At 61.7% G+C, this 25,733-nt stretch carries 22 protein-coding genes; 18 read left to right on the top strand and 4 right to left on the bottom strand.

Going from position 1 to position 25,733, the window contains the following annotated elements; translation table 11 throughout:
* Positions 1-98 precede the first annotated feature (98 nt).
* On the bottom strand, positions 99-860 hold the full coding sequence (locus Q0071_RS10685) for a molybdopterin-binding protein (RefSeq protein WP_298168672.1): 762 nt from the start codon (positions 858-860) through the stop codon (positions 99-101).
* A 131-nt stretch (positions 861-991) separates the two neighbouring features.
* Positions 992-2,518 (bottom strand): NAD(P)/FAD-dependent oxidoreductase, encoded by a 1,527-nt coding sequence (locus Q0071_RS10680; RefSeq protein ID WP_298168669.1) that lies wholly within the window; start codon positions 2,516-2,518, stop codon positions 992-994.
* Positions 2,519-2,639: 121 nt separating this feature from the next.
* Between Q0071_RS10680 and Q0071_RS10675 the strand changes: the two genes are divergently transcribed.
* Positions 2,640-3,623, top strand: coding sequence for a magnesium and cobalt transport protein CorA (locus Q0071_RS10675; protein ID WP_298168666.1), 984 nt, complete (start codon positions 2,640-2,642; stop codon positions 3,621-3,623).
* Here Q0071_RS10675 and ung read toward each other — a convergent pair.
* Positions 3,620-4,309 (bottom strand): uracil-DNA glycosylase, encoded by a 690-nt coding sequence (gene ung, locus Q0071_RS10670; protein WP_298168664.1) that lies wholly within the window; start codon positions 4,307-4,309, stop codon positions 3,620-3,622. The two genes, Q0071_RS10675 and ung, sit on opposite strands and share 4 nt — an antisense overlap.
* A gap of 113 nt (positions 4,310-4,422) precedes the next feature.
* Here ung and Q0071_RS10665 point away from each other — a divergent pair, with 113 nt between their 5' ends.
* The 12 genes from Q0071_RS10665 to Q0071_RS10610 all read left to right on the top strand — a co-directional run bounded on the left by Q0071_RS10665 (position 4,423) and on the right by Q0071_RS10610 (position 17,318).
* Positions 4,423-5,739 carry a UDP-glucose/GDP-mannose dehydrogenase family protein gene (locus Q0071_RS10665; protein ID WP_298168659.1) on the top strand — a complete coding sequence of 439 codons (1,317 nt, stop codon included), beginning with the start codon at positions 4,423-4,425 and terminating at the stop codon, positions 5,737-5,739.
* Positions 5,740-5,801: 62 nt separating this feature from the next.
* On the top strand, positions 5,802-6,419 hold the full coding sequence (locus tag Q0071_RS10660) for a ribonuclease D (protein ID WP_298168657.1): 618 nt from the start codon (positions 5,802-5,804) through the stop codon (positions 6,417-6,419).
* Between the two features lie 36 nt (positions 6,420-6,455).
* Complete coding sequence (locus Q0071_RS10655) at positions 6,456-7,100, top strand: LPS export ABC transporter periplasmic protein LptC (RefSeq protein ID WP_298168654.1); 645 nt, start codon at positions 6,456-6,458, stop codon at positions 7,098-7,100.
* The gene (locus tag Q0071_RS10650) at positions 7,097-7,669 is read left to right on the top strand and encodes an LptA/OstA family protein (protein ID WP_298168650.1); all 573 of its coding nucleotides are present in this window, start codon (positions 7,097-7,099) and stop codon (positions 7,667-7,669) included. The genes Q0071_RS10655 and Q0071_RS10650 overlap by 4 nt, the downstream gene beginning before the upstream one ends.
* A gap of 396 nt (positions 7,670-8,065) precedes the next feature.
* Complete coding sequence (locus Q0071_RS10645) at positions 8,066-8,491, top strand: hypothetical protein (protein ID WP_298168647.1); 426 nt, start codon at positions 8,066-8,068, stop codon at positions 8,489-8,491.
* Between the two features lie 175 nt (positions 8,492-8,666).
* A complete protein-coding gene (locus Q0071_RS10640) occupies positions 8,667-10,751 on the top strand; it encodes a hypothetical protein (protein WP_298168644.1) in 2,085 nt (694 codons plus the stop codon).
* 422 nt (positions 10,752-11,173) lie between these two features.
* Positions 11,174-12,301, top strand: a complete 1,128-nt coding sequence (gene gmd / locus Q0071_RS10635; protein ID WP_298168641.1) for a GDP-mannose 4,6-dehydratase — start codon at positions 11,174-11,176, stop codon at positions 12,299-12,301.
* Position 12,302: 1 nt separating this feature from the next.
* Positions 12,303-13,271 carry a GDP-L-fucose synthase gene (locus Q0071_RS10630; protein WP_298168638.1) on the top strand — a complete coding sequence of 323 codons (969 nt, stop codon included), beginning with the start codon at positions 12,303-12,305 and terminating at the stop codon, positions 13,269-13,271.
* Between the two features lie 9 nt (positions 13,272-13,280).
* Positions 13,281-14,069 (top strand): WecB/TagA/CpsF family glycosyltransferase, encoded by a 789-nt coding sequence (locus Q0071_RS10625; RefSeq protein WP_298168636.1) that lies wholly within the window; start codon positions 13,281-13,283, stop codon positions 14,067-14,069.
* 54 nt (positions 14,070-14,123) lie between these two features.
* The gene (locus tag Q0071_RS10620) at positions 14,124-15,236 is read left to right on the top strand and encodes a Gfo/Idh/MocA family oxidoreductase (RefSeq protein ID WP_298168634.1); all 1,113 of its coding nucleotides are present in this window, start codon (positions 14,124-14,126) and stop codon (positions 15,234-15,236) included.
* A gap of 23 nt (positions 15,237-15,259) precedes the next feature.
* The gene (locus tag Q0071_RS10615; RefSeq protein WP_298168631.1) at positions 15,260-16,171 is read left to right on the top strand and encodes a hypothetical protein; all 912 of its coding nucleotides are present in this window, start codon (positions 15,260-15,262) and stop codon (positions 16,169-16,171) included.
* 25 nt (positions 16,172-16,196) lie between these two features.
* Complete coding sequence (locus tag Q0071_RS10610) at positions 16,197-17,318, top strand: glycosyltransferase family 4 protein (protein WP_298168628.1); 1,122 nt, start codon at positions 16,197-16,199, stop codon at positions 17,316-17,318.
* Between the two features lie 52 nt (positions 17,319-17,370).
* On the opposite strand, the gene Q0071_RS10605 is transcribed toward Q0071_RS10610, so the two are convergent.
* The gene (locus tag Q0071_RS10605; RefSeq protein ID WP_298168625.1) at positions 17,371-18,420 is read right to left on the bottom strand and encodes a right-handed parallel beta-helix repeat-containing protein; all 1,050 of its coding nucleotides are present in this window, start codon (positions 18,418-18,420) and stop codon (positions 17,371-17,373) included.
* Between the two features lie 136 nt (positions 18,421-18,556).
* Here Q0071_RS10605 and Q0071_RS10600 point away from each other — a divergent pair, with 136 nt between their 5' ends.
* From Q0071_RS10600 to Q0071_RS10580, 5 genes are read left to right on the top strand one after another with little or no spacing between them, the layout of a single operon-like run.
* Positions 18,557-20,125: an FAD-dependent oxidoreductase gene (locus Q0071_RS10600; RefSeq protein WP_298168623.1), complete on the top strand. Its 1,569-nt coding sequence runs from the start codon at positions 18,557-18,559 to the stop codon at positions 20,123-20,125.
* Positions 20,118-21,050 carry an aldo/keto reductase gene (locus Q0071_RS10595; protein ID WP_298168621.1) on the top strand — a complete coding sequence of 311 codons (933 nt, stop codon included), beginning with the start codon at positions 20,118-20,120 and terminating at the stop codon, positions 21,048-21,050. The genes Q0071_RS10600 and Q0071_RS10595 overlap by 8 nt, the downstream gene beginning before the upstream one ends.
* Complete coding sequence (locus Q0071_RS10590; RefSeq protein ID WP_298168618.1) at positions 21,050-22,381, top strand: O-antigen ligase family protein; 1,332 nt, start codon at positions 21,050-21,052, stop codon at positions 22,379-22,381. The genes Q0071_RS10595 and Q0071_RS10590 overlap by 1 nt, the downstream gene beginning before the upstream one ends.
* Complete coding sequence (locus Q0071_RS10585) at positions 22,378-23,679, top strand: hypothetical protein (protein ID WP_298168615.1); 1,302 nt, start codon at positions 22,378-22,380, stop codon at positions 23,677-23,679. The genes Q0071_RS10590 and Q0071_RS10585 overlap by 4 nt, the downstream gene beginning before the upstream one ends.
* 37 nt (positions 23,680-23,716) lie before the next feature.
* Complete coding sequence (locus tag Q0071_RS10580) at positions 23,717-25,618, top strand: acyltransferase family protein (RefSeq protein WP_298168612.1); 1,902 nt, start codon at positions 23,717-23,719, stop codon at positions 25,616-25,618.
* The last annotated feature ends 115 nt before the right edge of the window (positions 25,619-25,733 follow it).

Genomic DNA, 25,733 nt, shown 5'->3' with positions numbered 1-25,733 from the left:
ACTTCCCGGTCGTGTCGAGCGAAGTCGAGACACCTCGCACCAGTGTCTCGACTTCGCTCGACATGAACCGAGGTTGAGGAGCCGTCATTGCCGGAAGGTCAGATGCCCCCCGGCACCGAAGTCCGGCCAATCGCGGCCAGCCCATCGACCAGCACTTGTGCGCAAGTATCGAGCAGCGCCTGATCAGTCGAACGGATCACGAAGTTGGCGCCGACCTTGCCTTCGCGGAAGAAGGGGTAGCTGCCGATCTGGCACCCCTCATGCGTCTTCTCGGTTTCGCGCAGCAAGTCCGCCACTTCGCTCTCGGCCACCCAGCAGCCGATCGTCGCGGAAAGCAGCGGCAGACCGCCTTCGAGCGTGCCCGTCAGCCCGTCGAGCATCTGCGCGGTAATCCCCGGCACGCCCGCCATCAGGAACACGTTGCCGACCTGGATCCCCGGCGCGCCCGAGAGCCGGTTGGGGATGAGATCTGCGCCCTCCGGCACCCGCGCCATGCGCAGCCGCGCCGGATTGATGCCGCCGCGCGTCTCGTAATAGCGGGTGAGCATGGCCTCCGCCTCGGGGTGGATCACCACCGGCACGCCCAGCGCCTCGGCCACGGCATCGACCGTGATGTCATCATGCGTCGGCCCGATGCCGCCCGTGGTGAACAGGTAATCGTTGCGCGCCCGAAGCGCATTCACTGCCTCAATGATCGCCGCCATGTCATCGGGCACCACGCGCACTTCGCGCAGGCGGATGCCCTGCACCCCCAGCCACGTCGCGACTTGCGCTATGTTCTTGTCATGCGTGCGGCCGGAAAGGATCTCATCGCCCACGACAATGAGCGCGGCGGTCCAGATGCGGGAGGTTTGGGTCATGGGGTGAGCGATAGCGCAAACGGATGAGCGCGCAATGGGGCTTTGAGGGGATTGCGTAGCCTACGGCGCGCAATGTCCCCAAACACTCCTCATTCCCGCCTTCGCGGGAATGACGAAGGGTAGGGGCGAAGTTACTCCGCCGGTTCGACCACTCCGCCAGCCTTCGCCGCCACAGCGCCAGTGGCCTTCCCAAAGCGCATGATGCCGTCGTCGAGGGGGTTTTCCTTCAGGTACTTGCGGTCGAACAGATAGTCCTGATTGAGCCGCCACGGCATCGTCTTGGCGTTTTTCGGCTGGATCGCGAGGCCGCGCTGGATGTAGCCCGAGGAGAGGTCGAGCGGGGTGTCGGCTTCGAGCGCACTTTCGTCGGTCAGCACCGGGGTTGCGCTGTCTGCGCCCACTTTCTTCATGTGGTTTAGCAGGCGGCACACGTAGTCGGAGTCGATGTCCGCACGCAGGGTCCAGGAGGCGTTGAGGTAGCCGAAGACTTGCGCGAGGTTGGGCAGGTTCGAATACATGCAGCCCTTGTAGTACCAGCGCTCGTTCATCCGCACCGGCTGGCCGTCCATGCCGAGCGCGATCTTGCCGGCCATGGCGAGGGCAAGGCCGGTGGCGGTGACGATCACGTCACAATCAAGCCGCTTGCCGGACTTGAGTTGGATGCCGGCGGCGTCGATCCGCTCAATATGGTCGGTGACGATCTCGGCCTTGCCCGCCTTCATCGCATGGAACAGATCGCCATCGGGCACGAGGCACAGGCGCTGCTCCCACGGGTTATAGGGCGGGGTGAAGGTGGCCGGATCGTACTTGGGGCCGAGCGCTTCCTGCAGCTTCTTCGTCAGGAAGTCCTTGACCTTCTGCGGTTCGTTGCGAGCGCGCTTGAACACGATGTTCTGCATCGTGACGTTCTTGAAGCGCGTGATCTTGTAGGCGAGCTTCTCGGGCAGGAACTTGCGCAGCGTGTTGGCGATGGCATCGCGCGCCGGGCGGATGGCATACCAGGTCGGCGTGCGCTGGAGCATGGTGACGTGCGCGGCCTTCTGGGCCATCGCTGGCACGATGGTGACGGCGGTTGCGCCCGAACCGATCACGACGACGCGCTTGCCGGTGTAGTCGATGTTTTCCGGCCAGAACTGCGGGTGGATGATCGTGCCGGCAAAGTCCTCGCGCCCCGGGATCGCGGGATCATAGGGTGTGTCGTAGTCGTAATAGCCCGAGCCGAGGTAGAGGAACCGCGCGGTGGTGCGGCTGCGCTGGCCGTCGGCGGCTTCGGTGGTGATCACCCACCAGGCGTGGGCGCTTTCCCAGTTTGCGGAGACGACCTTGGTCTCGAACCGGATATGCTGGCGGATCGCCCGCTCATCGACGATGCGGTTGAGATAGTCGAGGATCGATGGGCCATCGGCGATCGACTTCTCGTGCTTCCAGGGCTCGAAGATGAAGCCCAGCGTGTGCATGTCACTGTCAGAGCGGACGCCGGGGTAGCGGAAGAGGTCCCAGGTGCCGCCGAGCTGGGGGCGGCGTTCGAACAGGGCGTAGCTGCGATCGGGGCAGAGCATCTGCATGTGCGCGGCCATGCCGATGCCGGAAAGCCCTGCGCCGATGATCGCGACGTCGATATCCGGCTGCCCGGAGCGCCGCGTGTCCTCGAAACCCATGCTATCCTCCACAGTTATTGACATACATGATAGCAGTCAGGGGAATGATTGCCAGCATGTTTCAATGCGCGATTAAATGCAGCGATTGCACTCCGGCGGCGAGCGCGACAGAAGGGAAGCCATGCCGATCATCGCCGCGCGCCGCTATACCGAGGGGAAGCCGGATCCCGCCGATCTTGCACTGACGGGCGTGCCGCTGGCCGAAGCGGTGTTGCCGCGCGGGTGCTTCGACTGGATCGGGCTGTGCGATCCGACGCTCGAGGAGATGGAGCGCGTTGCGCGCCAGTTCGGGCTTCATCCCCTGGCGATCGAGGATGCGCTCAACCCGCGCCAGCTGCCCAAGGTCGATATCTACGGCCAGCAGCTGTTCGTCGTCGCGCGCACCGCGATGATGGATCGGGGTGGGGACACGATCACCTACGGGCAGACCGCGATTTTCCTTGGCGCGCAGTTCATCGTGACCGTGCGGATAGGGTCTGCACGTGCGCATGCCGATCTGCGCCGCGCGCTGGAAGCCGATACCGAACACCTCGCCGAAGGCGCGGATTATGTCCTCCACGCCGTGCTCGATTTCATCGTCGATGGGTATCTGCCGATCGCCGACCAGTTCGAGGACGTGGCGCACAGTATCGAGGAATCAGCGATCGACCAGTTCCCCGATCCGACCACGATCCGCCGCATCTTCCGGCTGCGCCGCGAGCTCAGGCGGTTCGAGCGGATCATCGGGCCGATGGAGGAGCTGACCCAGCGCCTCGCCGAGGCGGACTTGCCGGTGATCGACCCTTCGGCGCGGATCTGGTTTCGCGACGTGCTCGATCATGTGCGCCGGGCGATGGCGCGGATGGATAGCCTGAAGGAAACGCTTGCGGCGGCGGTGGAGACGGCCGGGCTGCTCGAACAGCACCGGCAGGGCGTGATCACCCGTCAGCTTGCCGCCTGGGCCGCAATTCTTGCCGTGCCGACAGCCATTGCCGGCATTTATGGGATGAACTTCGACTACCTGCCCGAACTCCACTGGCGTTGGGGCTATCCGATGGTCTGGGGGCTCATCATCACGATCTGCGGCGGACTGCTGTTGCGGTTCCGGCGGATCGGCTGGCTCTAGCTCGGCAATCGCCAGTCTATCGCGCCGCAACCCTGCTCTTCGAGAAAGGCATTCGCCCGGCTGAAATGGCGGCAGCCGAGGAAGCCGCGATGGGCAGAGAGCGGGCTGGGGTGCGGGGCTTCCAGAATGAGGTGCGGGCCGCCGCTTGTTTCGCGGATGAGCGCGGCCTTCGCGCGGGCGTGGCTGCCCCAGAGGAGGTAGACGCACGGTGACGGACGCTGGGCGACTGCGCGGATGGCCGCATCGGTAAACGCTTCCCAGCCCTTGCCCTGGTGCGAACCGGCCTGACCGGCTTCGACGGTGAGCACCGTGTTGAGGAGAAGGACTCCTCCCTTTGCCCAGCTTTCGAGATAGCCGTGGGAAGGGCGAGGCAGGCCGAGATCGGATTGCTGCTCCTTGAAGATGTTGAGCAGGCTTGGCGGCACCGGCACACCGGGCATGACCGAAAAGGCAAGGCCGTGTGCCTGACCGGGGCCGTGGTATGGGTCCTGCCCCAGAATCACGACACGGACATGCGGCAGCGGTGTCAGCGCAAGCGCAGCAAGGCGCGTGCCGGCAGGCGGGTAGATCAGTTTTCCCGCAGCCTCTTCCGCACGCAAAAAACCGCCGAGCGTCCGCAAGCGGTTGCTGGCGAGGATTTCTGCAAGCGCAGGACGCCAAGTTTCCGGGATTGCTGCGGCTGTCATGACAGGCACGGCCTAGCCGTTTTGCTGCAGTGCGGGAATACCATTTGCAAGGGGGGCGCTCACCTTGCTATCCGCCCTTACGTATCTTTGGTTGTGCGCGTGGGGATTCCGTTATGAAGATCGCAATGGTGGGCTCCGGCTACGTCGGACTGGTTTCGGGTGCCTGCTTCGCCGATTTCGGCCATGATGTGGTCTGCATCGACAAGGACGCCGGCAAGATCGCACGGCTGGATGCCGGCGTGATGCCGATCTACGAGCCGGGACTTGCCGAACTTGTCGGCACCAACGTGCAGGCCGGACGCCTGTCGTTCTCGACCGATCTGCCTTCCTCGATCGCCGGTGCGCAGGCGATCTTCATTGCAGTGGGCACGCCATCGCGGCGCGGCGATGGCCATGCCGATCTTTCCTACGTCTACGCGGTGGCGCAGGAAATCGCCGATAGCCTCACCAATCCGGCGGTCATCGTGACCAAGTCGACCGTTCCGGTCGGCACGGGTGACGAGGTTGAGCGAATCATTCGCGAGCGCGCGCCCGATGCCAAGTTTGCCGTGGTCTCCAACCCCGAGTTCCTGCGTGAAGGCGCCGCGATCGGCGATTTCAAGCGCCCCGATCGCATCGTGGTCGGTGCCGAGGAGGAATGGGAGCGCGGCGTGATGAGCGAGGTTTATCGCCCGCTGTTCCTCAACAAGGCACCGCTGCTGTTCACCGGTCGCCGGAGTTCGGAACTCATCAAGTACGCCGCCAACGCGTTTCTCGCGACCAAGATCACCTTCATCAACGAGATGGCGGACTTGTGCGAGAAAGTGGGCGCCGACGTGCAGGATGTTGCGCGCGGGATCGGGCTCGACAACCGCATCGGCTCCAAGTTTCTCCATGCCGGGCCGGGCTATGGTGGCAGCTGCTTCCCCAAGGACACGCTGGCACTGCTCAAGACGGCGGAAGACTATGCGAGCCCGGTCCGGATCGTCGAGGCGGTGGTGCGCACCAACGATAGCCGCAAGCGGGCGATGGGCCGCAAGGTGATCGAGGCGATGACCGAAGCCGGCGTTGGTGAAGCCCGCGGCAAGCGGATTGCGCTGCTGGGCCTGACTTTCAAGCCCAACACCGATGACATGCGCGATGCGCCCTCGATCGCGATCGTCCAGGCGCTGCTTGATGTCGGTGCGGAAATCGTTGCCCACGATCCGGAAGGGATGGACGCAGCGGCGCCGCTGATGCCCGAAGTGACCATGGCCAAGAATGCCTATGAGGCGGTGACCGGCGCAGATGCCGTTGTGCTCGTTACAGAGTGGGACGCGTTCCGCGGCATCGACCTCGAGCGCGTGGGGCAGCTTGTGAACAGCCGCGTGCTGGTCGATCTGCGCAACGTCTATGACCCGAGCGAGGTGCGCGCCGCCGGATGGCACTACAGCAGCGTCGGACGGGTGTAGCGCCGGGCCTAGAGCCGATTCCCGCGCTTGCCGCCACCGCCCCGAAAGCCTAAGCGGGGCGGATGGCTGTTTACTTTCACGAAGAAGACCTGCCCGAGGGTGTGCTTGCGCCCGGACCGGTCGCCGTCGATACCGAAACGATGGGGCTCATCACCACGCGCGATCGGCTCTGCCTGCTGCAGATTTCCGATGGGCATGGCGACGAGCACCTCGTGCGGTTTGCTGCGGGAAGCGACTATGCTGCGCCCAATCTGCGCGCAGTGCTCGCCGATCCGGCGCGGCTGAAGCTGTTTCACTTCGCCCGCTTCGATCTTGCCGCGATCCACTATTACCTCAAGGTGATGGCGACGCCGGTGTTTTGCACCAAGATCGCCTCCAAGCTGGTGCGCACTTACACCGACCGGCATGGCCTGAAAGAACTGGTGCGCGAACTGCTGGGCAAGGAAATCTCCAAGCAGCAGCAGTCGAGCGACTGGGGCGCGCCCAGCCTCAGTGATGCGCAGCAGGATTATGCTGCGTCCGACGTGCGCTATCTTCATGCGATGCATGGCATCCTTGTCGACCGGTTGGCCCGCGAAAGGCGTACCGACGTGGCGCAGGCCTGCTTCGAGTTCCTGCCGACACGGGCCCTGCTCGACATCGCCGGCTGGGCCGACCGCGACATCTTCAGCCACGAGTGAGGGCTTGCAGGTGACGCTGACGGGAAATCCGGCACGATGACGCAAGGGGCGGACAACCTGCGAGGGCGCCGCCAGGTGGTTGCGGCACCCGGCGGCTTTCACGACCGCATGGTGCGGGCGTTGGCGGTAGGCTTGCCCGCGCTGATCGGCGCGCTGCTTGCGGTGCTGGTGATCGCGCCATTCTCGCCGCGCGGGGAAATCAGCTTCCTCCTCGATCGCAACAAGGTGGCGATGGTGAACGACCGTCTGCGCGTCGTGAGCGCGATGTACCGGGGGCAGGACGATTCGGGGCGGAACTTCTCGGTTACGGCGGGCAGCGCGGTCCAGCATTCGGAGACGCGTGACGAAGTCGAGATGCGCGACATCACCGCGCGGGTCATGCTGAACGACGGACCGGCGAGCCTGACGACGGGCGAAGGCGTCTATGACTTTGCCAAGCAGAAGATCGACGTGCCCTCGCCGGTCAATTTCGAGACCTCCGACGGGTATCGCATGGTGACCGCCGGGGCCGATATCGACATCGCCAAGCGCCGCCTCGTCAGCCAGGGGCGCGCCGAGGGGCGCATTCCTGCTGGCACTTTCTCTGCCGACAGGATAAGCGCGGACCTTGAAGCGAGGACGATCACGCTCGATGGCCACGCCCGCCTGACGATGGAGCCCGGCAAGCTGAAAATGCCATGACCACGCTGATCGAAGCCTTGAAGGCCGGACGGCCCCTGCGATCGCTTGCGATCGGCTTTGCGGCAAGCGCCGCGTTGGCGGCTGGCGCCCAGTACCTTGGCGCGCAGGCGATTGCCGCGCATAACAGCAAGGCGCCGGTGAACTATGCGGCCGACCGGATCGAGTTGCAGGACAAGCAGAACCGGGTCGTGCTTTCGGGCAACGTCGATATCACGCAGGCTGGCCTCACAATGCGCGCGGCGCGCACCACGGTGGCTTATACCGATGCGGGCAGCCTGCAGATCCAGCGGATCGACGCGGCTGGCGGCGTGGTGGTGACACGCGGCAATGAACGTGCGAGCGGCGATGTCGCGGTCTACGATTTCAACGCCAAGATCATCACGATGGCCGGCAACGTCGCACTGCGGCGCGGGTCCGATACGCTGAATGGCGGGCGGCTGGTGATCGACCTCAATACGGGTATCTCGAATATCGACGGACGGTCGTCCGGCGGCATCTCGGCTGCCTCGTCGGGCGAGCCTGCGCGTTCCGGTGGCCGGGTAAGCGGAAGCTTCAGCGTTCCGAAGTAAGGCTCGCAGCGGTCCTGACGGACGCGTGATTGCGGTTCGATCGGCCTGGTGCAGCATGACATATCGGGCTCGGATTCTCTTTTGCGATTGCGAAGAGTTCGTCGGATTATCCCACAAGCACGAACCACTGTGGCGAACGGGCAGGACTGCGTCCGTTCGGGTTGCGAATGCAATCCCGGGGCGCCTCCTGGTCGCGGGCTTTCTCTGGAGCGATCAAGGCATTGGGCATTGCCAGCCCGCTGCATAACCTTGTTTGGAATCGAAATCCGGGTGCGGCAGAACGCGCCAGGGGCAGGCCACGGTCCAGGGTAGCAATACCAAATGGTTAACAGACTTGCAATAAAGTACCAAATAGGTTATCTCCGGATCTGTCCACTGCACAATCTGGAGTCGCCGATGCCCAACGATGTCTTATCGCCCGCCGGATATACCCCAACCTTCGCGGTGAGCTTCTCCGATGGTGCAAGCGGTGCGCAGCTCGTTGCCAACGGTTCTCCGCTGCCGGTAACCCCGGTGGTGGCCAACAAGCCGGTGCCGCTCGGCGGGACAACATCCTCGAGCGCCACTTTCGGGCCGTTCGCTCCGGCTGCCGGTCAACCGGTCGTGATCTCGCTGTCCGGAACGTGGACCGGGACCGTGTCTCTGCTCCGTTCCATCGACGGGGGGGCAACGCGCCTGCCGGTGACGATGGGCGGCCGTACCTGGGGGCAATTCTCGGCCAACGTGTGCGAGCCCGTCTGGGAGGAGGCCGAGGCCGCAGCCGGCCTTTATCTCGATGTCGCGCTGCAATCCGGAACGGTCACGTACCGCCTCGCGCAGTAGCATCCCTGCCGGGGGCGCCGGCCCCGCACATTCTTCGATCCACCAAGCCAACATCGAACCGGCACCGAACCGACCGGCGCGCCGCTGTGCGCGCCGGCGTGGGGCGTCATGCCGGAACGACCCGCGCGCGCCGCGCGCCAGCGCCCGCCAGAGGAGCCGCAAAATGCCCACGGACATGATCAGCCGATCCATCGCTACCGCCGCTTTCGCCAGAACGGGCGATCCCAATCCGATCCGGCTCACCAGCATGCTGGGCGGCACCATTCTGCCGAACGAGACGGCCGGTCTTGCGAGCGCGATCTCGCAGATGAACAGCCTTCGCCGCCCGCTGCTGATCGACCGCAGCATCAACATCACGGGCTGGTCGACGATCAACGGCTACTGCGCCATCTCGTGCGCGGATGACGCGCTAATCAATTTCATCGGCAGTGCAAACGGCTTTCGCGCGCGCAACAGCTTTACCGCTGTCGGATCGTGGACCGCGGCCCCTGCGCTGGCACAATGGCCTGCCTCGACCGGCAGCTTCGTGACCGCGCTCACGGTGGACGCGGCGACATACGCAGCCCTTGCGGCCGGCGATCACGTCTATCTCTCGGACAGCGTGAACAACACGTTCTCGTACTTCAATGGCGTGAGCACGACGAACTACACCAACCTCGCCGAGATCGCGATGGTGCTGGCCAAATCGGGCGGAAACACGGTGTTTCTCGACCGGGTTCTCGGCGAGTGGAACCTCTACAGTACCGCCGGGTCCGTGGCCAAGCTTGGCGACAACCTGTGCGTCCTCAACCTCAACATCAAGGGCGAGCAGAACACCACTCGCGACCTCGTTCGCGTGGAAGGCTATGTGGGCCCGGACATCGACGTGCGGATCGACAGCAACTCCTCGCGCGGCGTGATGCTGCTTTCCTGCATGGGCGGGCGGGTTCGCGCCAAAGTCCGGGACCTGCGCGACGATGAGGCCAACAACTCGTTCGGCTATGGCGTATGCGCTGCCGCGGCGACGACGGACTGCAAGATCGAGGTGCATGCGCGCAACGTCCGCCATGCCTATTCGGACATCATTGTCGGGACGGCAACCGGACTGACGCAGCCTTTGACGTTCAGCGGCGGCGTCGTCAGGCGCATTGCGGTGACCGGCGAAGGCATCTCGTGCAGCGCGGCCACCTGGGACACCCATACCCACAGCGATCAGGTGCGCTTCGAGAATATCAAGGCGTACGGCACCCACAATGAGGATCCCGGCCAGCCGAGCAGCGGGCTCAATTGCGCCGTGCAGGTGCGCGGCACCAATGTCACGATCGACGGGCTGGAAACAAACCTGCAGGTGGGGGTGCGCTACAGCGTCGTCGCCGCGCGCAACAGCCGGCTCGAGATCACCAATTTCCGCCATCGCAGCACGCTTGTCGGTACGCCCAATGCGGCCAGTTCGCTCATTTCGTTCGCTGGCACGACCTTCAGCGGATCGGGCACGCACAAGGTCAATATCCGCAATTCGCTGGTCCACAACATGGTCTACAGCGGAGCCGGCTGGAACTTCGTTTCGTTGCATAACTCGGAAGTGGACATGAGCACGAGCAGTGCTGGCTGGCCCGGCAACGTTTCGGGCAATACCGGCTGCATGACCGAGTACATCAACACGACGGTTCGCAGCCCTGCGTCGATGAACGTTGCGACGTCGCTGGTCTTTGACGGCGGCAAGATCGTCTTGGCGACGACCAATGGTTTCAACCTGACCGATGGGGCGGTGCTCAAGTCTCGCAACCACGGGATCGAAATCACCGCCGGCGGCTCAATAGCCAACAGCGCCTACGCATTCACAAGCATTACCATCGGCGCTGTATCGTTCAGCTATGCCGATATCTGGGTTGACGACGCGCGGGCGGAACATAGCGTGAAGCCGTTCGTCAACCTGTCCACCGGCGGAACCGTCACGGTGAAGAGCCTGGCGATTCGCGGCCAATACAAGGGCGTGGCAACCCGAAGTGATGCCGATGCCTCGATCCGCGCAGGCCGTGACCGCATGTTCCAGCGATTCTCGATCGCCCTGACGGCCGACCGCACGCTGACGCTGGAAACGATCGATGCCGATGATGGCGACGAGTTCGAAATCTTCCGGCCCGCCGGCGGCGCCTTCAACCTGCTGGTCAAGCAGGGATCGACCACGCTCTGCACGCTCGCGCAGAATGGTTCCTGCCGGGTGGCGTTCGATCAGTCGAACAACAACTGGCGCGTTACCAACAAGGGCGTGATCGCCTGAACCAGCCCGGGCTTCCGGATTCGCGAAACGGGCCGGGTCCTGGGAGCCGATTCGAACAAACCAAGGTGGCGGAACTTCGGTTGGCAGCGGCTGACCGAAGCCGTCTTCGCACCGGATTGGTTCAATTGTGCAGGTGCTGTATTAATTTGATGCACCGCGGCATGCGCTGGTTGACTATAGCGGGGAAAGCTTGGATATACTCGAACGCATAGTGATCCTACAGTTCCCGTTCGTTAGCGGGAACGACTGCTTTTTGCGCGGGAAGCGTACGATATGGATGTTTTCGGCCTCGGTTCGCTCAGGCTTTCCCGCAAGGTGTGCCAGCTGACCCGGACGCGGTAGCTGCGATGCAGCATGAATGAAATGCCGCGAAGCGGAATCTCACCGACCTGATGTGCGATGACTTGTTTGGGGAGCAGCAATTGACTGGCAAGAAGGTAGCGTTGATCACGGGCGTAACCGGGCAGGATGGTTCCTATCTGGCCGAGTTGCTGCTCGAGAAGGGCTATGAAGTTCACGGCATCAAGCGCCGTGCTTCGCTGTTCAACACGCAGCGCATCGACCACATCTATCAGGATCCTCATGCGCCCTCGCCGGACATGAAGCTCCATTACGGTGACCTCACCGACACCTCGAATCTCACCCGCATCATCCACGATGTGCAGCCGGACGAGATCTACAATCTCGGCGCGCAGAGCCACGTGGCGGTGAGCTTTGAAGCGCCGGAATACACCGCTGACGTCGACGCGATCGGTACGCTGAGGCTGCTGGAGGCGCTGCGCTTCCTGGGCCTCGAGAAGAAGACGCGCTTCTATCAGGCTTCGACCTCGGAGCTCTATGGCCTGGTGCAGGAGATCCCGCAGCGCGAGACCACGCCGTTCCATCCGCGCAGCCCTTATGCGGTGGCCAAGATGTACGCCTACTGGATCACGGTGAACTACCGCGAGGCCTATGGGATGTATGCGTGCAACGGCATCCTGTTCAATCACGAGAGCCCGCGCCGCGGCGAGACCTTCGTGACCCGCAAGATCACCCGCGGACTGAGCAACATCGCTGAAGGCCTCGAGAATTGCCTGTTCATGGGCAACATCGATGCGCTGCGCGACTGGGGGCATGCCAAGGACTATGTGCGGATGCAGTGGCTCATGCTGCAGCAGGACGATCCGCAAGATTACGTGATCGCGACCGGTGTGCAGTATTCTGTGCGCGAGTTCATCACCTGGTCGGCCGGGCACCTTGGCATCACCCTGCGCTTCGAAGGCAGCGGGATCGACGAGGTCGGGATCGTCGATTCGGTCAGCGGTGATCTTGCGCCAGCCGTATCGCCCGGCGATGTCGTCGTGCGCATCGATCCGCGCTATTTCCGTCCGGCCGAGGTCGAAACCCTGCTGGGCGACCCCTCCAAGGCCAAGCAGCAACTGGGCTGGGTGCCGGAAATCAGCGTGCAGGAAATGTGCCGCGAGATGATCGCCGAGGACCTCAAGACCGCGCAGCGTCACTCGCTTCTCAAGCGGCACGGGTTCGAATTGCCCGTCTCGCTGGAATCCTGACATGCGGGTCTATGTTGCTGGACACCGCGGCATGGTCGGCGGCGCAATCAGCCGCAAGCTGACCGAGCGCGGTGCCGAAGTCGTGATACGCACCCACGCCGAGCTCGATCTCACGAGTCAGGCCGATGTGCGCGACTTCTTTCAGGACGAGAAGATCGATGCCGTGGTTCTGGCAGCGGCCAAGGTGGGCGGCATCTATGCCAACAACACCTATCCTGCCGACTTCATCTACGAAAACCTGATGATCGAGTGCAACGTGGTCCATCAGGCTTTTGCGGCCGGGATCAGCAAGCTGCTGTTCCTTGGCTCATCGTGCATCTACCCCCGTGCCGTTGCCCAGCCGATGCGCGAGGAAGCGCTGCTGACCGACGTGCTCGAAGCCACCAACGAGCCCTATGCGATCGCCAAGATTGCCGGGATCAAGCTCTGCGAAAGCTACAACCGCCAGCACGGCACCGACTATCGCAGCGTGATGCCGACCAACCTCTATGGCCCCGGCGACAACTTCCATCCGGAAAACTCGCACGTGATGCCGGCGCTGATCCGCCGCTTTCATGAAGCGGCCCGGCAGGGGCTGGAAGAAGTGGTGATCTGGGGCACGGGTACGCCGCGGCGCGAGTTCCTCCATGTCGACGATATGGCGGAAGCCTCGCTGTTCGTGCTGGATCTGCCGGACGACATTTATGCGGCCAATACCCAGCCCATGCTGAGCCACATCAATGTCGGCTATGGCGAGGACGTTTCGATCGCCGAACTCGCTGCAATGATCGCCGAAGTGACCGGTTTTCGTGGCCGGATCGCTTACGATACCACCAAGCCGGACGGCACGATGCGCAAGCTGATGGACTCGGGCCGCCTCAGCGCGATGGGCTGGAAGCCCCGCGTATCGTTGCAGCAGGGGTTGGCCGAGACATACCGCTGGTATCTGGCGCATGTCGAGGGTGATGCCCCGGCCGAAATCCGGGTCTGAGGACTAAGCATGGGTTCGAGCACTCCCCAATACCGTGTCGACGTTGACGGCTTTCCGATCGACGTGGATCCTCACGAGGAAATCCTCGCGGCGATGGACAAGGCCATCCGCGAGCGTTCACCGGGCCACTACATTTCGATCACCAATACCGAATCCCTCTATCATGCGCGCAGATTGGCGAGCCACGGGAAGTTCATCCGCGGCTCGGACTACTCGCTGTGCGACGGGGTCGGGGTCATCGCCGCAGCCAAGGCCGCGGGCGATTCGATCAGTCGCTACAACGGGCCGATCCTGCAGCTTGACGCATCGGAATACGGTGCGACGCGGGGATGGCGCCATTTCTATCTCGGCGGACGCGACGGGTCTGCAGAGGAAATGGGGCGGCGGCTTGGCGAGCAATTTCCAGGGCTCATCGTCTGCGGGATCTACGAGCCGCCCTTCCGGCCGCTGACGGCCGAAGAGCGCAGCGCGATGATCCGTCAGATCCGCGAATCCGAGGCGGACATCGTCTGGGTCGGACTGGGGCTGATCAAGCAGGAAGCGATGATCGCCGACATCAAGGATGAGGCCGGCGTGCCGTGGATGGTGGGTGTCGGCGCGTCGTTCGATTACCACTCCGGCCGCGTGCCGTGGGCACCGCTGATCCTGCGCAAGCTGGGGCTCGAGTGGCTGTTCCGCCTGATCGTGCAGCCCAAGCTGCGCGCCAAGCGTTATTGGTGGTCAGGCGTGTGGATGCTCGGTGCGATGGTGCGCGGCACTGCGGGCAGGGTGTCCGGCGGCGGCAAGCGCCGCGGCTGAGGGTTTGGCCCCTTTGTGCGGGCCGGGAATCGAGATTGCAGAAGGGGAATCCGGATGGTTCGCGTTGCACTGGTAGGATTGGGCAAGATGGGCATATCCCATCAGGCCATCCTGAATTCGACGTCGGGCATCGAGCTCGTCGCAACGTGTGATTCCACGCCGCTCGTGGCGTCGGTGATGGGGCGCTATACCAAGGCGCGCAGCTATTCCGACTACGCCGAGATGCTCGCGAAGGAGCCGCTCGATGCGGTCGTGATCGCTACGCCGCCCAAGGCGCACGTTCCCATGGTGGAGGCGGCGATCGCCAAGGGTCTCGCCATTTTCTGCGAGAAGCCTTTCGTGCTGGAAACCGCGGACGGCATCGCGCTCGCCAAGGCAGCTGAAACGGCGGGTATCGTCAACCAGGTGGGGTATCACTACCGGTTCGTGGGCTCGTTCGTGCACGTGAAGTCGCTTGTCGATGCGGGCATCCTCGGCCGCATCCACCACGTGACGGCCGAAGCCTATGGTCCCGTCGTGCTGCGCCCCAAGACGGGCTCCTGGCGCGGCAGCAAGCAGACGGGCGGCGGCGCGCTTTATGACTACGCAACCCACGCGCTCGACCTGCTCAACTACTGCGTCGGCCGGCCCGACACTGTGCTTTCGGCATCGCTGGGCTCGGTCTTCTCCGAGGAAGTCGACGATGAAGTCTATGCCCTGATGGGGTATGATGACGGCATGACCGCGACGCTGCAGGTCAACTGGAGCGACGAATCGTATCGCAAGATGTCGACCAAGCTCACGCTCTACGGCACGAAGGGGAAGATCATCGCGGACCGCCAGGAAGTGCAGGTCTACATGCGTGAACCCCGGCCCGATCTCGGCCTCAACCAGGGCTGGAACGTGCGCTACACGACCGAGCTGACCGAGCCGGTGGACTATTATCTGCGCGGCGAGGAATACTCCGCCCAGATCGAGCATTTCGCACGGCACGTCGCTGCGGGTGACAAGGCCACGCGCAGCACATTCGCCACGGCGGTCGAGGCGGACATGACCGTCGACGCGATCCGTGCGGCTGCGACGCGCGATGCAATCCGGATCGACGATGGAGAGATGGTCGCCGCTTCAACGCAGACCAGAGCGCGGCCACGGACCGGCCTCGCCCGCCTTTTCGGCAAGTCGCAGTAAGCCGGTCCAGGGGAAGACGAGCAATGGAAAGAATTCTCTTCGGCGATAACCAGTTCTTCGGCGTGAACCACATGTCCGAGGAAAAGGCGCGTGCGCAGGCCATGCGTTTTCAGGACATTCGCGAGATCATCAAGACGCTCGACAATGCCTATGACGCGGGCATCCGGGTGTTCATGTGCACCACGCACGAGCGCGTTGGCGAGGTGTGCGATCACTTCCGCGCCAATCCGGACCGCTACCCCGGTTTCCAGTTCTACCCGTGCATGCCCTACGCGCACAAATACGCCAACGCGGTGACCGAGTACGGGATGACCGGGGCACTTTCCAAGCTGCTGCCCGGCGAAAGCAAGATCGGATCGCTGCTCAAGGGCGGTCTCTCGCTGGCGCGCATGGACATGGAAAGCCTCGCGGGCATGCTGATCGATGCCGAGATGCAGATGTTCAACGGCCTCAGCACGCCGATCATTTTCATCCAGAACGTCGTGACCGACCTCATTCTCGGCCTCGGTGCTTATGATGCTTTCCGCATGTTCGCGGATCACGTGAAGGCGAAGTACAACGCGGAGCCGGGCTTCATCACGATGAACCTGCCGCGACTGCTCGATGTGCTCGAGGGTATCGGGATCGAGAACCCGATCATCTGCGCGAACATCAACAAGATCGCGTTCCGGACGGCGGGCGGCCTCGACAACTACGAGAAGACCATCGCCGAGCGCAAGTTCCGCCCGATCGCGATGTCGATATTCGCTTCCGGCGCGATCCCGGCGACGGAGGCGGTCGAATATGTCTGCGAGCAGAAGAACATCGAAGCGCTGCTTTTCGGCGCTTCTTCGGCGGGCAACATCAGAAACACGGTCGACCTGATCAACAAGTACGATGCGCAGTTCGGGCGCGGTAGCGCACTGGCCGCAGTATCACCGCAGGTGAGTGTCTGAGGCATCGGTTCAGGGGACAGCGAACTTGAAACGCGTCTGCTTCATCTATCCGCCGTCATACCACTATCGGCGGCCGTTTCATGAGCGCTTGCGGGAGATCCTGCGTGAAGCGGGCGTGGACTACGTTGTCTACTACTCGCACCTCGGCAAGCGTGACCGCTTCAAGAACGATACTGTGGACATCGAGTGGGGGCGGTGCGTGCCGCTCACACGGTTTTCCGGTCAGGAATACCAGCACGTCCTGCTGGAGGCGAGCGGCTATGACCTCGCCATCGTCCAGCAGGAGAACAAGCTGCTGGTGAACTATGGCCTGCTCGCCCTGTCTCGCCTGCGCGGAAACAAGGTCGCCTATTTCGGGCACGGCCGCAATTTCCAGTCGCGCAATCCGGATGGTGCCGGGGAGCGCTTCAAGCAGTTCTGGGCAACGAAGGCGGATTGGTGGTTCGCCTATACTGATGAGACACGCCGCCACGTTGAATCACTGGGCTATCCCAGCGAACGGATCACCGTCTTCAACAATGCGGTCGATACCACTGAACTGCGCCAGCAGGTGGCGGCGGCGGACGAGGGCCGACTTGAAGCTTTGCGCCGACAGTTCGGCATCGGTCCCGGTCCGATCGGTGTGTTCATCGGCAGCATCTACCCTGACAAGCGCATGGGCTTTCTGGTCGAGGCGGCGGACCTTATCCGCTCGCGCGTGCCGGACTTCGAGTTCGTGGTTATCGGCGGTGGTTCCGATTTGCCGTTGACCGAAGAGCTGGCCCGGACGCGGCCATGGATGCACGTGATGGGACCGCGCTTCGGGCAGGAAAAGGTCGATCTGATGTGCATGGGGCATGTCTTCCTCATGCCCGGCCTGATGGGCCTTGCCATCCTCGATGCCGGCGTCACCGGCCTGCCGATCGCGACAACCGCGTTCCCGTGGCATAGCCCGGAGATCGCCTATCTCGAGCCGGGCGTGAACGGACTGCTGGTTGCGGATTGGCAGAATTCTCAGGCCTATGGTGATGCGGTGGCCGATCTGCTGCTCGATCCGGCAAGACGATCGGCCATGGCGGACGAAGCTCGGGCCATGGCCGATCGCTATTCCATCGAGCAGATGGCGCAGCGTTTTGCCGCAGGTGTGTTCAAGGCCCTCGGGACCTGATCCGATGCGAGGGGCGCACGCGATCCCTGGCGATCTCCTGCGGCATCGTCGCTCAGAAGGGGCACCTGCCCGGCGGGGCCTGATCGATAATGCGATTGCCGGACATTCGGACCATCTGCGTGGCGCGCGACTGACGTTCTTCGAGCAGATTGGGGACCGCCGGGTCGAGTTGGATCGTATTGTTGGCAAAGACATTGCCAAGCATGTCGCGCTTGGGCTGGTGCCAGTTTGCCTGGTTCAGGAGCGCCGCGCGCAGGCCGCGGGCGTCGATCCGGTTGCCGGTGATCTTGTTGTTGCGCCCGCCGTGAATGTGCATGCCGAAGAGACCCGGCCCAGCGACGCAATTGTTCGTGACCGTGACGTTGGACTCCCAATCATCGAGATAGATGCCGCGTCCCTTCGAGCTTTGCGGGCCGAAGTCGTTGATGATGTTCCCGGTGATCTGCGAGCCGCTGTTGGTGCCGCGCCCACCGAGGTAGATCGCGCCGCAGTCGGCAACTTTCTTGCAGGTGTGCTCGACCCGGTTGTCGGCAATCCTGATCCGCACACCGGATTGTCCATAGTTCGAGAAGACGCCGATGCCGATGTAGCCGGTATCGCTCACGGTATTGCCGGTGATCGCAAGGTCCTTGATGTTGCCGGATACGAAGATGCCGCCCTGGCTCCAGGCGTCAGAGGTGATCCGCGAAACTGCCAGACCAGAAATGGTGACCCGCGCGGGATCGACCAGGTTGATCCCCTGCTTTGCGAAATCGCTGATCGCGAAACCGGCGAAGGAAGCATCCCGAAGGCTCGATCCATGGATCGCATAGGGCACTTTGCCCTGCCCGGTGAGAGCTGCGTTCGGGCCGCCGAGCCACGACGTGCCCGAGTCCGCCGGCCCGAGTTCGAGCGGTCCATCCATGACGAACTTCCCGTCGAGATGAACGGTGCGGGGGCTGGGCAGCTGGCGCGCGATATCGCGCGCGCGAGCAAGCGACGAAACGGCAGTTTGTGGGCTGCGTCCATCACCCGAGGCATCGCCATCGGATCGGACGTAGACATGGGATTCTTCAGCGACGGCTGGGCTTGCCAGGAACAGGACGGCGGTCACAAGCAACATATGGCGATAAATCACAGCGCTTCCCTCGATTGGCTTATGGTCCCGGCGATGATCCATCGCACAAGCATCCTTAACCTGCCTTTGACGGCACCGCACGAGGCTTTCTCCCCTTCCATGCCTGTGATACCGCCCCCCTATGCTGCTTGATCTCGAAGATTCCCAGGTCGCCGGACCGCTGGAAGAAGATGTCGTGATCATCGGCGGCGGGGCAGTCGGCCTGTCGATGCTGGCCGACCGCGTCCGGCGCGGCGAACGTACGTTGCTGATCGAGGCGGGCGGTGCGGGGCTCGAGAATCGCTCGCAGGATATCGTGCGCTCTGCCCGGTCCACCGGGAAGCTGCATGAGGGCGTCCATATCGGCCGGTTCCGCCTGCTTGGCGGCACAACGCATTTCTGGGGCGGCCAGCTCGGCCGCTTCGATCCCATTGTGTTCGAGCCGCGGGCGCAGTGCGACGGGCTGGGCTGGCCTTTCACCCGCGCAGACGTGGATCCGTGGTACGACGCCGCGAACACGCTGCTCGGCATGGATGCGGCGATTTCCGACGATGCGGGGGTCTGTGCCAAGGCAGGGGCGCAACTGGCGGATGACCCGGGGCTCGATTACTTCTTCACACGCTGGCTCAAGGAACCGAGCCTTGCTGTCCATTATGCGCAGGACATCGCCTCGCCACTCGCCACCGTTCTGCTCCATGCGAACTTCGTGGGCTTCGCGCCGCTGCCAGATGGACGGCACGAGGCTGTCGTCCGGACGCTCGGCGGCAAGGAAGTGCGCGTGCGTGCGCGTGCGTTCGTTCTGGCTTGCGGCACGTTCGAGATCGTTCGGATGCTGCAGCAGCCCTATGTCAGCGGGGAAGCGGCGCCATGGAACGCCAACCCCTGGCTGGGGCGCGGCTACTATGACCATATCGACGTGATTGTCGGCACTGTCAGGGTTGCAGATCGCAAGCGCTTTGACAGCCTGTTCGAGAACGTCTTTCTCGGCGGATACAAATACAATCCCAAGCTGAAGCTCAGCGAGGCCGTGCAGCGCAGGGATGGGCTGCTGCAGGCATGCGGTGCGTTCATCTTCTCGACCTCCTACAAGGAAAATGCCGAGAATCTCAGACACTTCATGCGCAGTCTGCGAAGGGGGAAACTGCCAGCGAACTGGCGCGAGCTGCCACGCCATTTCATTGGCGTAGCGCGTGTCGCCTTGCCGATGGTGGTGCGCTATCTGCGCTCCAACCGGGCGTTTCATCCGCGCAACGCGGCGATCCAGTTGCGCGTGACGACCGAACAGGTGCCGGTTGCTCAATCGGCGATCACGCGTGGGGACGAACGCGATGCCCTGGGCCTGCCGGTCCTTGCGCTGAATTGGACGGTTGATGGCCGGGAAATCGAGACCGTTGCCGCCTGCGCCGAGAACATTCGCGATCTGCTGGCACGCGAAGGCATTGCAACGGTCGATCTGGATGCCCGGATCACGGCACGCGACGCAGCCTTGCTGGAGGAAGGCGACGACACCAATCATCAGATGGGCGGAGCGCGAATCGGCGCGGATCCGGCTACGGGGGTGGTTGATCCGGACCTTAAGGTCTTTGGTACGGATGACGTCTACGTCGCCGGCGCCGCTGTATTTCCGACCTCCGGCTTCGTGAACTGCACGTTCACCGCGATCGCGCTGGCCTTGCGCCTGAACCAGAAGCTGCGAGCCGTGCATGGATGAGATCGTACTCGCCAATGGCCGGCGGACGACCCGCATCGCCTTCGGCTGTGGCGGCCTTGGCGGTTCGACCGGCTGGACCCCATCACGCAAACTGCTCACAACCGCATGGGACGCCGGCGTTCGCCATTTCGACGTAGCGCCCTCCTACGGGTTTGGTGAGGCTGAGCAGTTTCTCGGCCGTGCCATCAAGGAATTCGGCAGCGCTGCGACCGTAACGACGAAAGTCGGCATTGGGCGGGGCAGCCGGCCCGGGCGTCTGGGGCACCTTGTGCGGAGCACCGCGCGCGTTGGGCTGGCGGCAGTTCCGGGATTGCGCCGCAAACTTGGCAACAAGATGCGCGCAGCCGCGCCTCGGGGTCAGTTCGACACCGGCTTTGTCCGTGCATCGGTCGAGGAAAGCCTCCGCGCGCTGGGCCGGGATCACATCGATGTGCTCCTGCTGCATGAGGCATTGGCCAGCGATCTATCGCCGGAACTGCTCGAGTTGCTGTCTGAATTGCAGCGGGAGGGAAAAATTGGTGTCGCCGGCGTCGGGTCGCGCACCGAGAGCCTTCAGGCCATGTCATGGCCGTTGTCTGCACCGCTGGCCATGGCACAGGGCGTCTGGCGGCTGGATGGCCAACATCTCGCAGCTTCGCCTGAGATGGCGACGAACCGGCATGGTGTCGTGCACAACCTGCCGCAACTACAGTCGATCTTCGAGGCGCATTCGGCCTTTGCCGCAGAAGTGACCGACCGGACGTCCATCCACTGCACCGAACCGCGGGGCGCCGTAAGCCTGCTGATGGCTCTGGCGCTGTCCGAGGCACCGGGCGGGATGGTGATCGCCCAATCGCGTGATCCGGGCCGAGTGAAAGAACTGGCGAGTGCCCGTGCGCTGTCGTTGGCTGACGAGATCCTGACTGCGTTGAGAGGAATGGTCTGATGCGGCGAAGTCTGCTTTCGCAGTTCCCTCTGGCGTTCTTCACCGTCTATCTGGCGATGGTCAGCAATGCCTTTTATCTGGTTTTCGTCGACCTTTCCGATGTGAACAACGTCGGCAAGGCATCGGAATCACAGGCTTATGTCGCGATCTGGCTGACACTCTACGCTGTGCTGATCGGCGCGATTGCCTTGATCAAACCATTGACCATCCCGAAAACGTGGATCTTTGGCGGAATCCTGACCCTGACCTCGGTCGTGGCCTACGTCACCAACGGCGTCGAGATTTCCAGCATCGTGAAACTGGTGAGCCTCGTTCTGACCATTCTGTTTGGCGGCTGGGCCGCCGACCGCTTCAGCAGCGACCGAGTGCTCAGTATCTTTTTCAGCCTCGCGGTGGTCCTGACTGTCGTACACCTGCTGCTCTATCCGCTGCTCGCCAACGCCGAGTTTGCTGTCGTATACGACCGTCTGCAGCGCAACACGCTCCTGGGCACAACCCCGTATGCGGGCATTTTCCCGCACAAGAACCTCGCGGCGACATTCTTCGTGCAGGCCATCGTCATCGGTGTGGGCATGGCACTGTCGCCCGGCGGCAAATGGTCTGCTGCGCTGTTCGTTCGCCTCGGCATTTTCATGGTGGCGCTGCTGCTCAGCGGTGCCGTTAGCCCGATCCTGTCGGGTGCACTGAGCATCGCGGTCATGTTCGTTGGGGTGACCTATCGGCGCGCTCCGGCGATTGCCGGGCTGGTTGGCGTGGTGGTGGTCGCCGTGATCGCCGCACTCGTCGCATTCCCCGACACATGGCTGGAATTGTTCAACCGCGACGATACCTTTACCGGTCGCACCTACCTCTACGAATCCTGGTACAGCCATTTCAGTGCACAGCCGATCTTCGGTTATGGCTACGGCGAGGCGTTCAGCGGCACCGACAACTCGCTGGGCGAGGCGCTGAACGCTGGAACCGGGCTGTGGTACTCGCGCTATCAGAACTTCGAGAGCGGGTTCCTTCAGGCCCTCATCGAGTTCGGCCTGATCGGCGGTGCGACTTACGCGGCAGTGTTTTATTTCGCCGGTCGCTATGCAGTACGAGCTTTGATTGACGGTAGCGTCTCCTATGCGGTCGCTCCTTTGGGAGTCTTTACCTACTGCCTTGTTTCCTCGCTCAACGAAGTGCCTGTAGTTGTGCCCAATACGACCACACTGTTCCTGCTCTCCTTCCTATATGCAAAGTTGTTTTTGCGGTCATCAGCGGAAGCGGTAACCGGGCTACCCCCGCGTCGGAGCAGACCCAACGGGCGCCATATGGCGCTTGTGGGAAGCCGCTTGAGGTGATCGCCCGATTTCAACAACGCGGTGCGCAAGTCATGTCCAAATGGGCTGGCGCGGTCTCCTTTGGGTTGCTTGAGCAACTCATCCTTACAGGGGTCAACTTCACCTTCACCGCGGCAATGGGGCATTGGTTGGGGGGCATAAGCTTTGGCTGGCTCAGCATTGCCTGGGTCCTCCTGCAATTTCTGGAAACGTCGAGCATGGGCCTGTTCGGTGATGGTGTCCCGGCTTCAGTTCGGCGCCTACCTTTAAGCTCGCGCGCCGCGTTTCGAGGGACCTTTCTCACGATTTCATTTGTTTACTCGCTGGCGATCTTCTCGACACTTGTGATTGCGTGGCCGGTTGCGGTTCGGCTGAAGCTACCGGAGGCTGGACTGATCCCGGCGACTGGCCTCGCGTTCGTCGGACTGCGTGCACAGAATGCTGCTCGCCGCCTTTACTACCTCGATGGGTTGCGCAAAGAGGCGGCTGCCGCAGCGCTAGTCAACGCGATCGCGACCGCCGCCGGCGTTGTCGCTCTCATATTGGTGCTCCGCAGCCGGGATCCTGCTGTGGCGATGTTGATCGTGGGAGCGGCCAACTTCGCCGCCGCCCTTATGCTGTTTGTACAGCATAAGGCGCTCAGGCTTTCTCGGCCTACTTGGCAGTTGGCCCGCTGGACACAGGCCCGGCTCTGGCGGACAGGGCGATGGTTGTTTGCCTCGAACGCGATGTCATGGCTTGGAAATCTCGGTCCGGTCATACTGATCGGTGCCTTGGCTGGGGTTTCCGCGAGTGGGACACTGAGAGTCATCATGACGCTAATTGTGCCGCCTGCGCAGATGGTCATCGTCCTTATGTCCATCATGATCCCACGGTTCGCAATGCAGCCTGATCAGAAACTGAGGAATCGCCATTGGTCCATTGCTTTGCGAGCGATGTCATTGATAGGGTTGGCCTCCGGAACCTACGCAGTTGCGCTTACCTCCGTTGGTGGCTGGTTTCCGCGCTTGCTCTTCGGCGAGCCAGCAGCCGGCATCACCCAAGCAACCGTCGCGATCGCAGCGTTTGGATACGCAGTCGAGTCAATACGCTATGGTTGCAACGTTGTGTTTCTTGCAAGAGGTGAGCCCAAGATTATTGCAGTCGGTCAAGTATTTGCATTAATTTCGGCTATGGTATTGATTCCCTCTGTTGCTCATCTTGGTTTCAATGCGATCATATTTGCTGGAACATTATCTAATAATGTTAATACGCTGGTTGTTTTTATTTATTTTTATTTCGTTTTTAAGAGAAATAAACAAATCAAAGATGAACTTTAACAAAGTCAGTCATTTTTCCTGAGAGAGATAATTTCTAATGAAGAGGCAGGGATTCTACAGACCGGATATCGATGGACTGCGAGCCGTAGCAGTAGTTCCCGTCGTACTCTTCCATGTGGGCTTCCCTATAGTTACTGGGGGTTTCGTTGGTGTTGATATATTCTTTGTCATTTCAGGATATCTGATTAGTTCAATTATCTTTAAGGAGATCAGTCAAGATCGATTCTCATATGTAGATTTTTATGATCGGCGCATTCGGCGTATTTTTCCAGCATTGTTTGTCGTTCTGTTCGCGGTCATCACAGCAGCATTTTTCTTACTATTTCCTGTGGAATATTTGAAGCTTGGTTCAAGTGTCATATTTTCCGCTCTTTCCCTGGCTAACGTCTACTTTTATGTGACGATAAATTACTTCGAAGGAGATAATAACCCGCTCCTTCATCTCTGGTCTTTGGCAGTGGAGGAGCAATTTTACTTAGTGTTTCCTTTAATCCTGAGTTTGGGCTGGAAGAGGTTCGGTGCCAAGGTAACCTATTTATTGGCTGTAATTGCATTGGTATCTCTTATTTCTGCAGAAGTATTCGTTCGAAGTGATTCCCAGGCCTCTTTCTACTTGCCCCAATTCCGTGTTTGGGAATTATTGATCGGGAGTATTCTGGCTACCAGCAATGTAGACGCACCCGCTTCAGTTTGGTGGAGAAACCTGCTCGCCGTGGCTGGCTTTGCCCTCGTGGTTGGATCAATCCTGCTCCTTGATCGGGCTTCACGATTCCCTGGGCTGAGCGCTGTGCCTGCGTGTGCTGGCACGGCGCTGCTCATCATGTCGGCATCGAAAGACCGATCCAACTTCATTTCGCAGTTGCTATCTCTTAGTCCTATTCGATTTGTCGGCCTAATTTCCTATTCCCTTTACTTGTGGCATTGGCCAGTGATCGTGCTGACGCGCCAGGGTGGTGCATTTCTTCCTTTCACAGTCGGTATGAATTGGCGCGGCAGACTGGTGCTTGTTGGCATGTCGATGGTCGCGGCTGTGGTTTCATGGTATTTTATCGAAAGACCCTTCCGCAGTAGTAATAAGTTCCAGAAAACGCGAGTCATCAAGATTGGATTGGCGGCATCATTTGCATTCTGTCTTGCAGGTAGCTTGATCGTCTATTTTCATGGTTTCCCGCAACGTTTTGGCCATGAAGTACAGAAACTGGCTTCTTTCACCGATTATGACCCCGCTTTGCCGTTTCGCAGTGGTACGTGCTTTATCGACAGCAAGTACACATCGAGCAGCTTCGACTATTCGAAGTGCTTACCAGCTACCGGACCCGGTCGCCGAATTCTTGTGTTGGGGGACAGCCATGCGGCGCATCTCTTGCCGGGGATTCGCTCAACCTTCCCCGGTGACACGATTGGACAGGTCACAGTCTCAGGCTGCAGGCCGCTGGACCGTCAGCCAATCTCGGTGCCGCAACGTTGCAGTGAATTGATGCACTTTGGCCTTACGGACGGCCTTTCCCGTTTCCGTCCCAATTTGGTGGTGGTCGCTGGTAATTGGCAGGCACGTGACCTTCCGGCATTGGAATCTACTTTATCGTCTCTGCGTGCAAAGGGAGCGCAGGTTTTGCTGTTCGGGCCGGTTCCGGCTTACGATTCGGCGCTGCCAAAGCTTCTTGCTGTTGCACAGTTTCGCAATCGTCCTGCGGAGGTGGCCACGCATCTCATTCCCGGGTTGTTCGAGCTTGATCAGCAGATGCGACGCATCGCTAAAAGCGCAAGGGTTGGATATGTGTCACCATTGCGGACATTGTGCCCGCGCGAAGGTGAGGGATGCGTGGTGTTCGCTCGAGATGGCACACCGATGCAGTTCGACGAAAGTCATTTGACTGCCATCGGCAGTGCTACATTGTTCGACAAGCTCACCATTACGATGAGTTCAGGAACGCGTTAGAGCGGTTTCCACACGTTCTGAATCGATTGGGATTCCCTTTGCGGGCTCGTTGTGATTCAGACTTCCTGCTGGTGACAGGAGGCCAGCATGGATGGCACGAACGCTTTCACAGGAT

This window comes from Novosphingobium sp. (genome assembly GCF_027486195.1).
Classification (GTDB): Bacteria; Pseudomonadota; Alphaproteobacteria; order Sphingomonadales; family Sphingomonadaceae; genus Novosphingobium.
Note: the sequence above shows the minus strand (reverse complement) of the source record. Positions and strands in the feature narration are given on the sequence as shown.

Bases quoted from the DNA above. Each gene is read 5' to 3' on its own strand.
- Q0071_RS10685 (WP_298168672.1), bottom strand. From the start codon at position 860: ATGACCCAAACCTCCCGCATCTGGACCGCCGCGCTCATTGTCGTGGGC.
- Q0071_RS10680 (WP_298168669.1), bottom strand. From the start codon at position 2,518: ATGGGTTTCGAGGACACGCGGCGCTCCGGGCAGCCGGATATCGACGTC.
- Q0071_RS10675 (WP_298168666.1), top strand. From the start codon at position 2,640: ATGCCGATCATCGCCGCGCGCCGCTATACCGAGGGGAAGCCGGATCCC.
- ung (WP_298168664.1), bottom strand. From the start codon at position 4,309: ATGACAGCCGCAGCAATCCCGGAAACTTGGCGTCCTGCGCTTGCAGAA.
- Q0071_RS10665 (WP_298168659.1), top strand. From the start codon at position 4,423: ATGAAGATCGCAATGGTGGGCTCCGGCTACGTCGGACTGGTTTCGGGT.
- Q0071_RS10660 (WP_298168657.1), top strand. From the start codon at position 5,802: ATGGCTGTTTACTTTCACGAAGAAGACCTGCCCGAGGGTGTGCTTGCG.
- Q0071_RS10655 (WP_298168654.1), top strand. From the start codon at position 6,456: ATGACGCAAGGGGCGGACAACCTGCGAGGGCGCCGCCAGGTGGTTGCG.
- Q0071_RS10650 (WP_298168650.1), top strand. From the start codon at position 7,097: ATGACCACGCTGATCGAAGCCTTGAAGGCCGGACGGCCCCTGCGATCG.
- Q0071_RS10645 (WP_298168647.1), top strand. From the start codon at position 8,066: ATGCCCAACGATGTCTTATCGCCCGCCGGATATACCCCAACCTTCGCG.
- Q0071_RS10640 (WP_298168644.1), top strand. From the start codon at position 8,667: ATGATCAGCCGATCCATCGCTACCGCCGCTTTCGCCAGAACGGGCGAT.
- Q0071_RS10630 (WP_298168638.1), top strand. From the start codon at position 12,303: ATGCGGGTCTATGTTGCTGGACACCGCGGCATGGTCGGCGGCGCAATC.
- Q0071_RS10625 (WP_298168636.1), top strand. From the start codon at position 13,281: ATGGGTTCGAGCACTCCCCAATACCGTGTCGACGTTGACGGCTTTCCG.
- Q0071_RS10620 (WP_298168634.1), top strand. From the start codon at position 14,124: ATGGTTCGCGTTGCACTGGTAGGATTGGGCAAGATGGGCATATCCCAT.
- Q0071_RS10615 (WP_298168631.1), top strand. From the start codon at position 15,260: ATGGAAAGAATTCTCTTCGGCGATAACCAGTTCTTCGGCGTGAACCAC.
- Q0071_RS10605 (WP_298168625.1), bottom strand. From the start codon at position 18,420: ATGTTGCTTGTGACCGCCGTCCTGTTCCTGGCAAGCCCAGCCGTCGCT.
- Q0071_RS10600 (WP_298168623.1), top strand. From the start codon at position 18,557: ATGCTGCTTGATCTCGAAGATTCCCAGGTCGCCGGACCGCTGGAAGAA.
- Q0071_RS10595 (WP_298168621.1), top strand. From the start codon at position 20,118: ATGGATGAGATCGTACTCGCCAATGGCCGGCGGACGACCCGCATCGCC.
- Q0071_RS10590 (WP_298168618.1), top strand. From the start codon at position 21,050: ATGCGGCGAAGTCTGCTTTCGCAGTTCCCTCTGGCGTTCTTCACCGTC.
- Q0071_RS10580 (WP_298168612.1), top strand. From the start codon at position 23,717: ATGAAGAGGCAGGGATTCTACAGACCGGATATCGATGGACTGCGAGCC.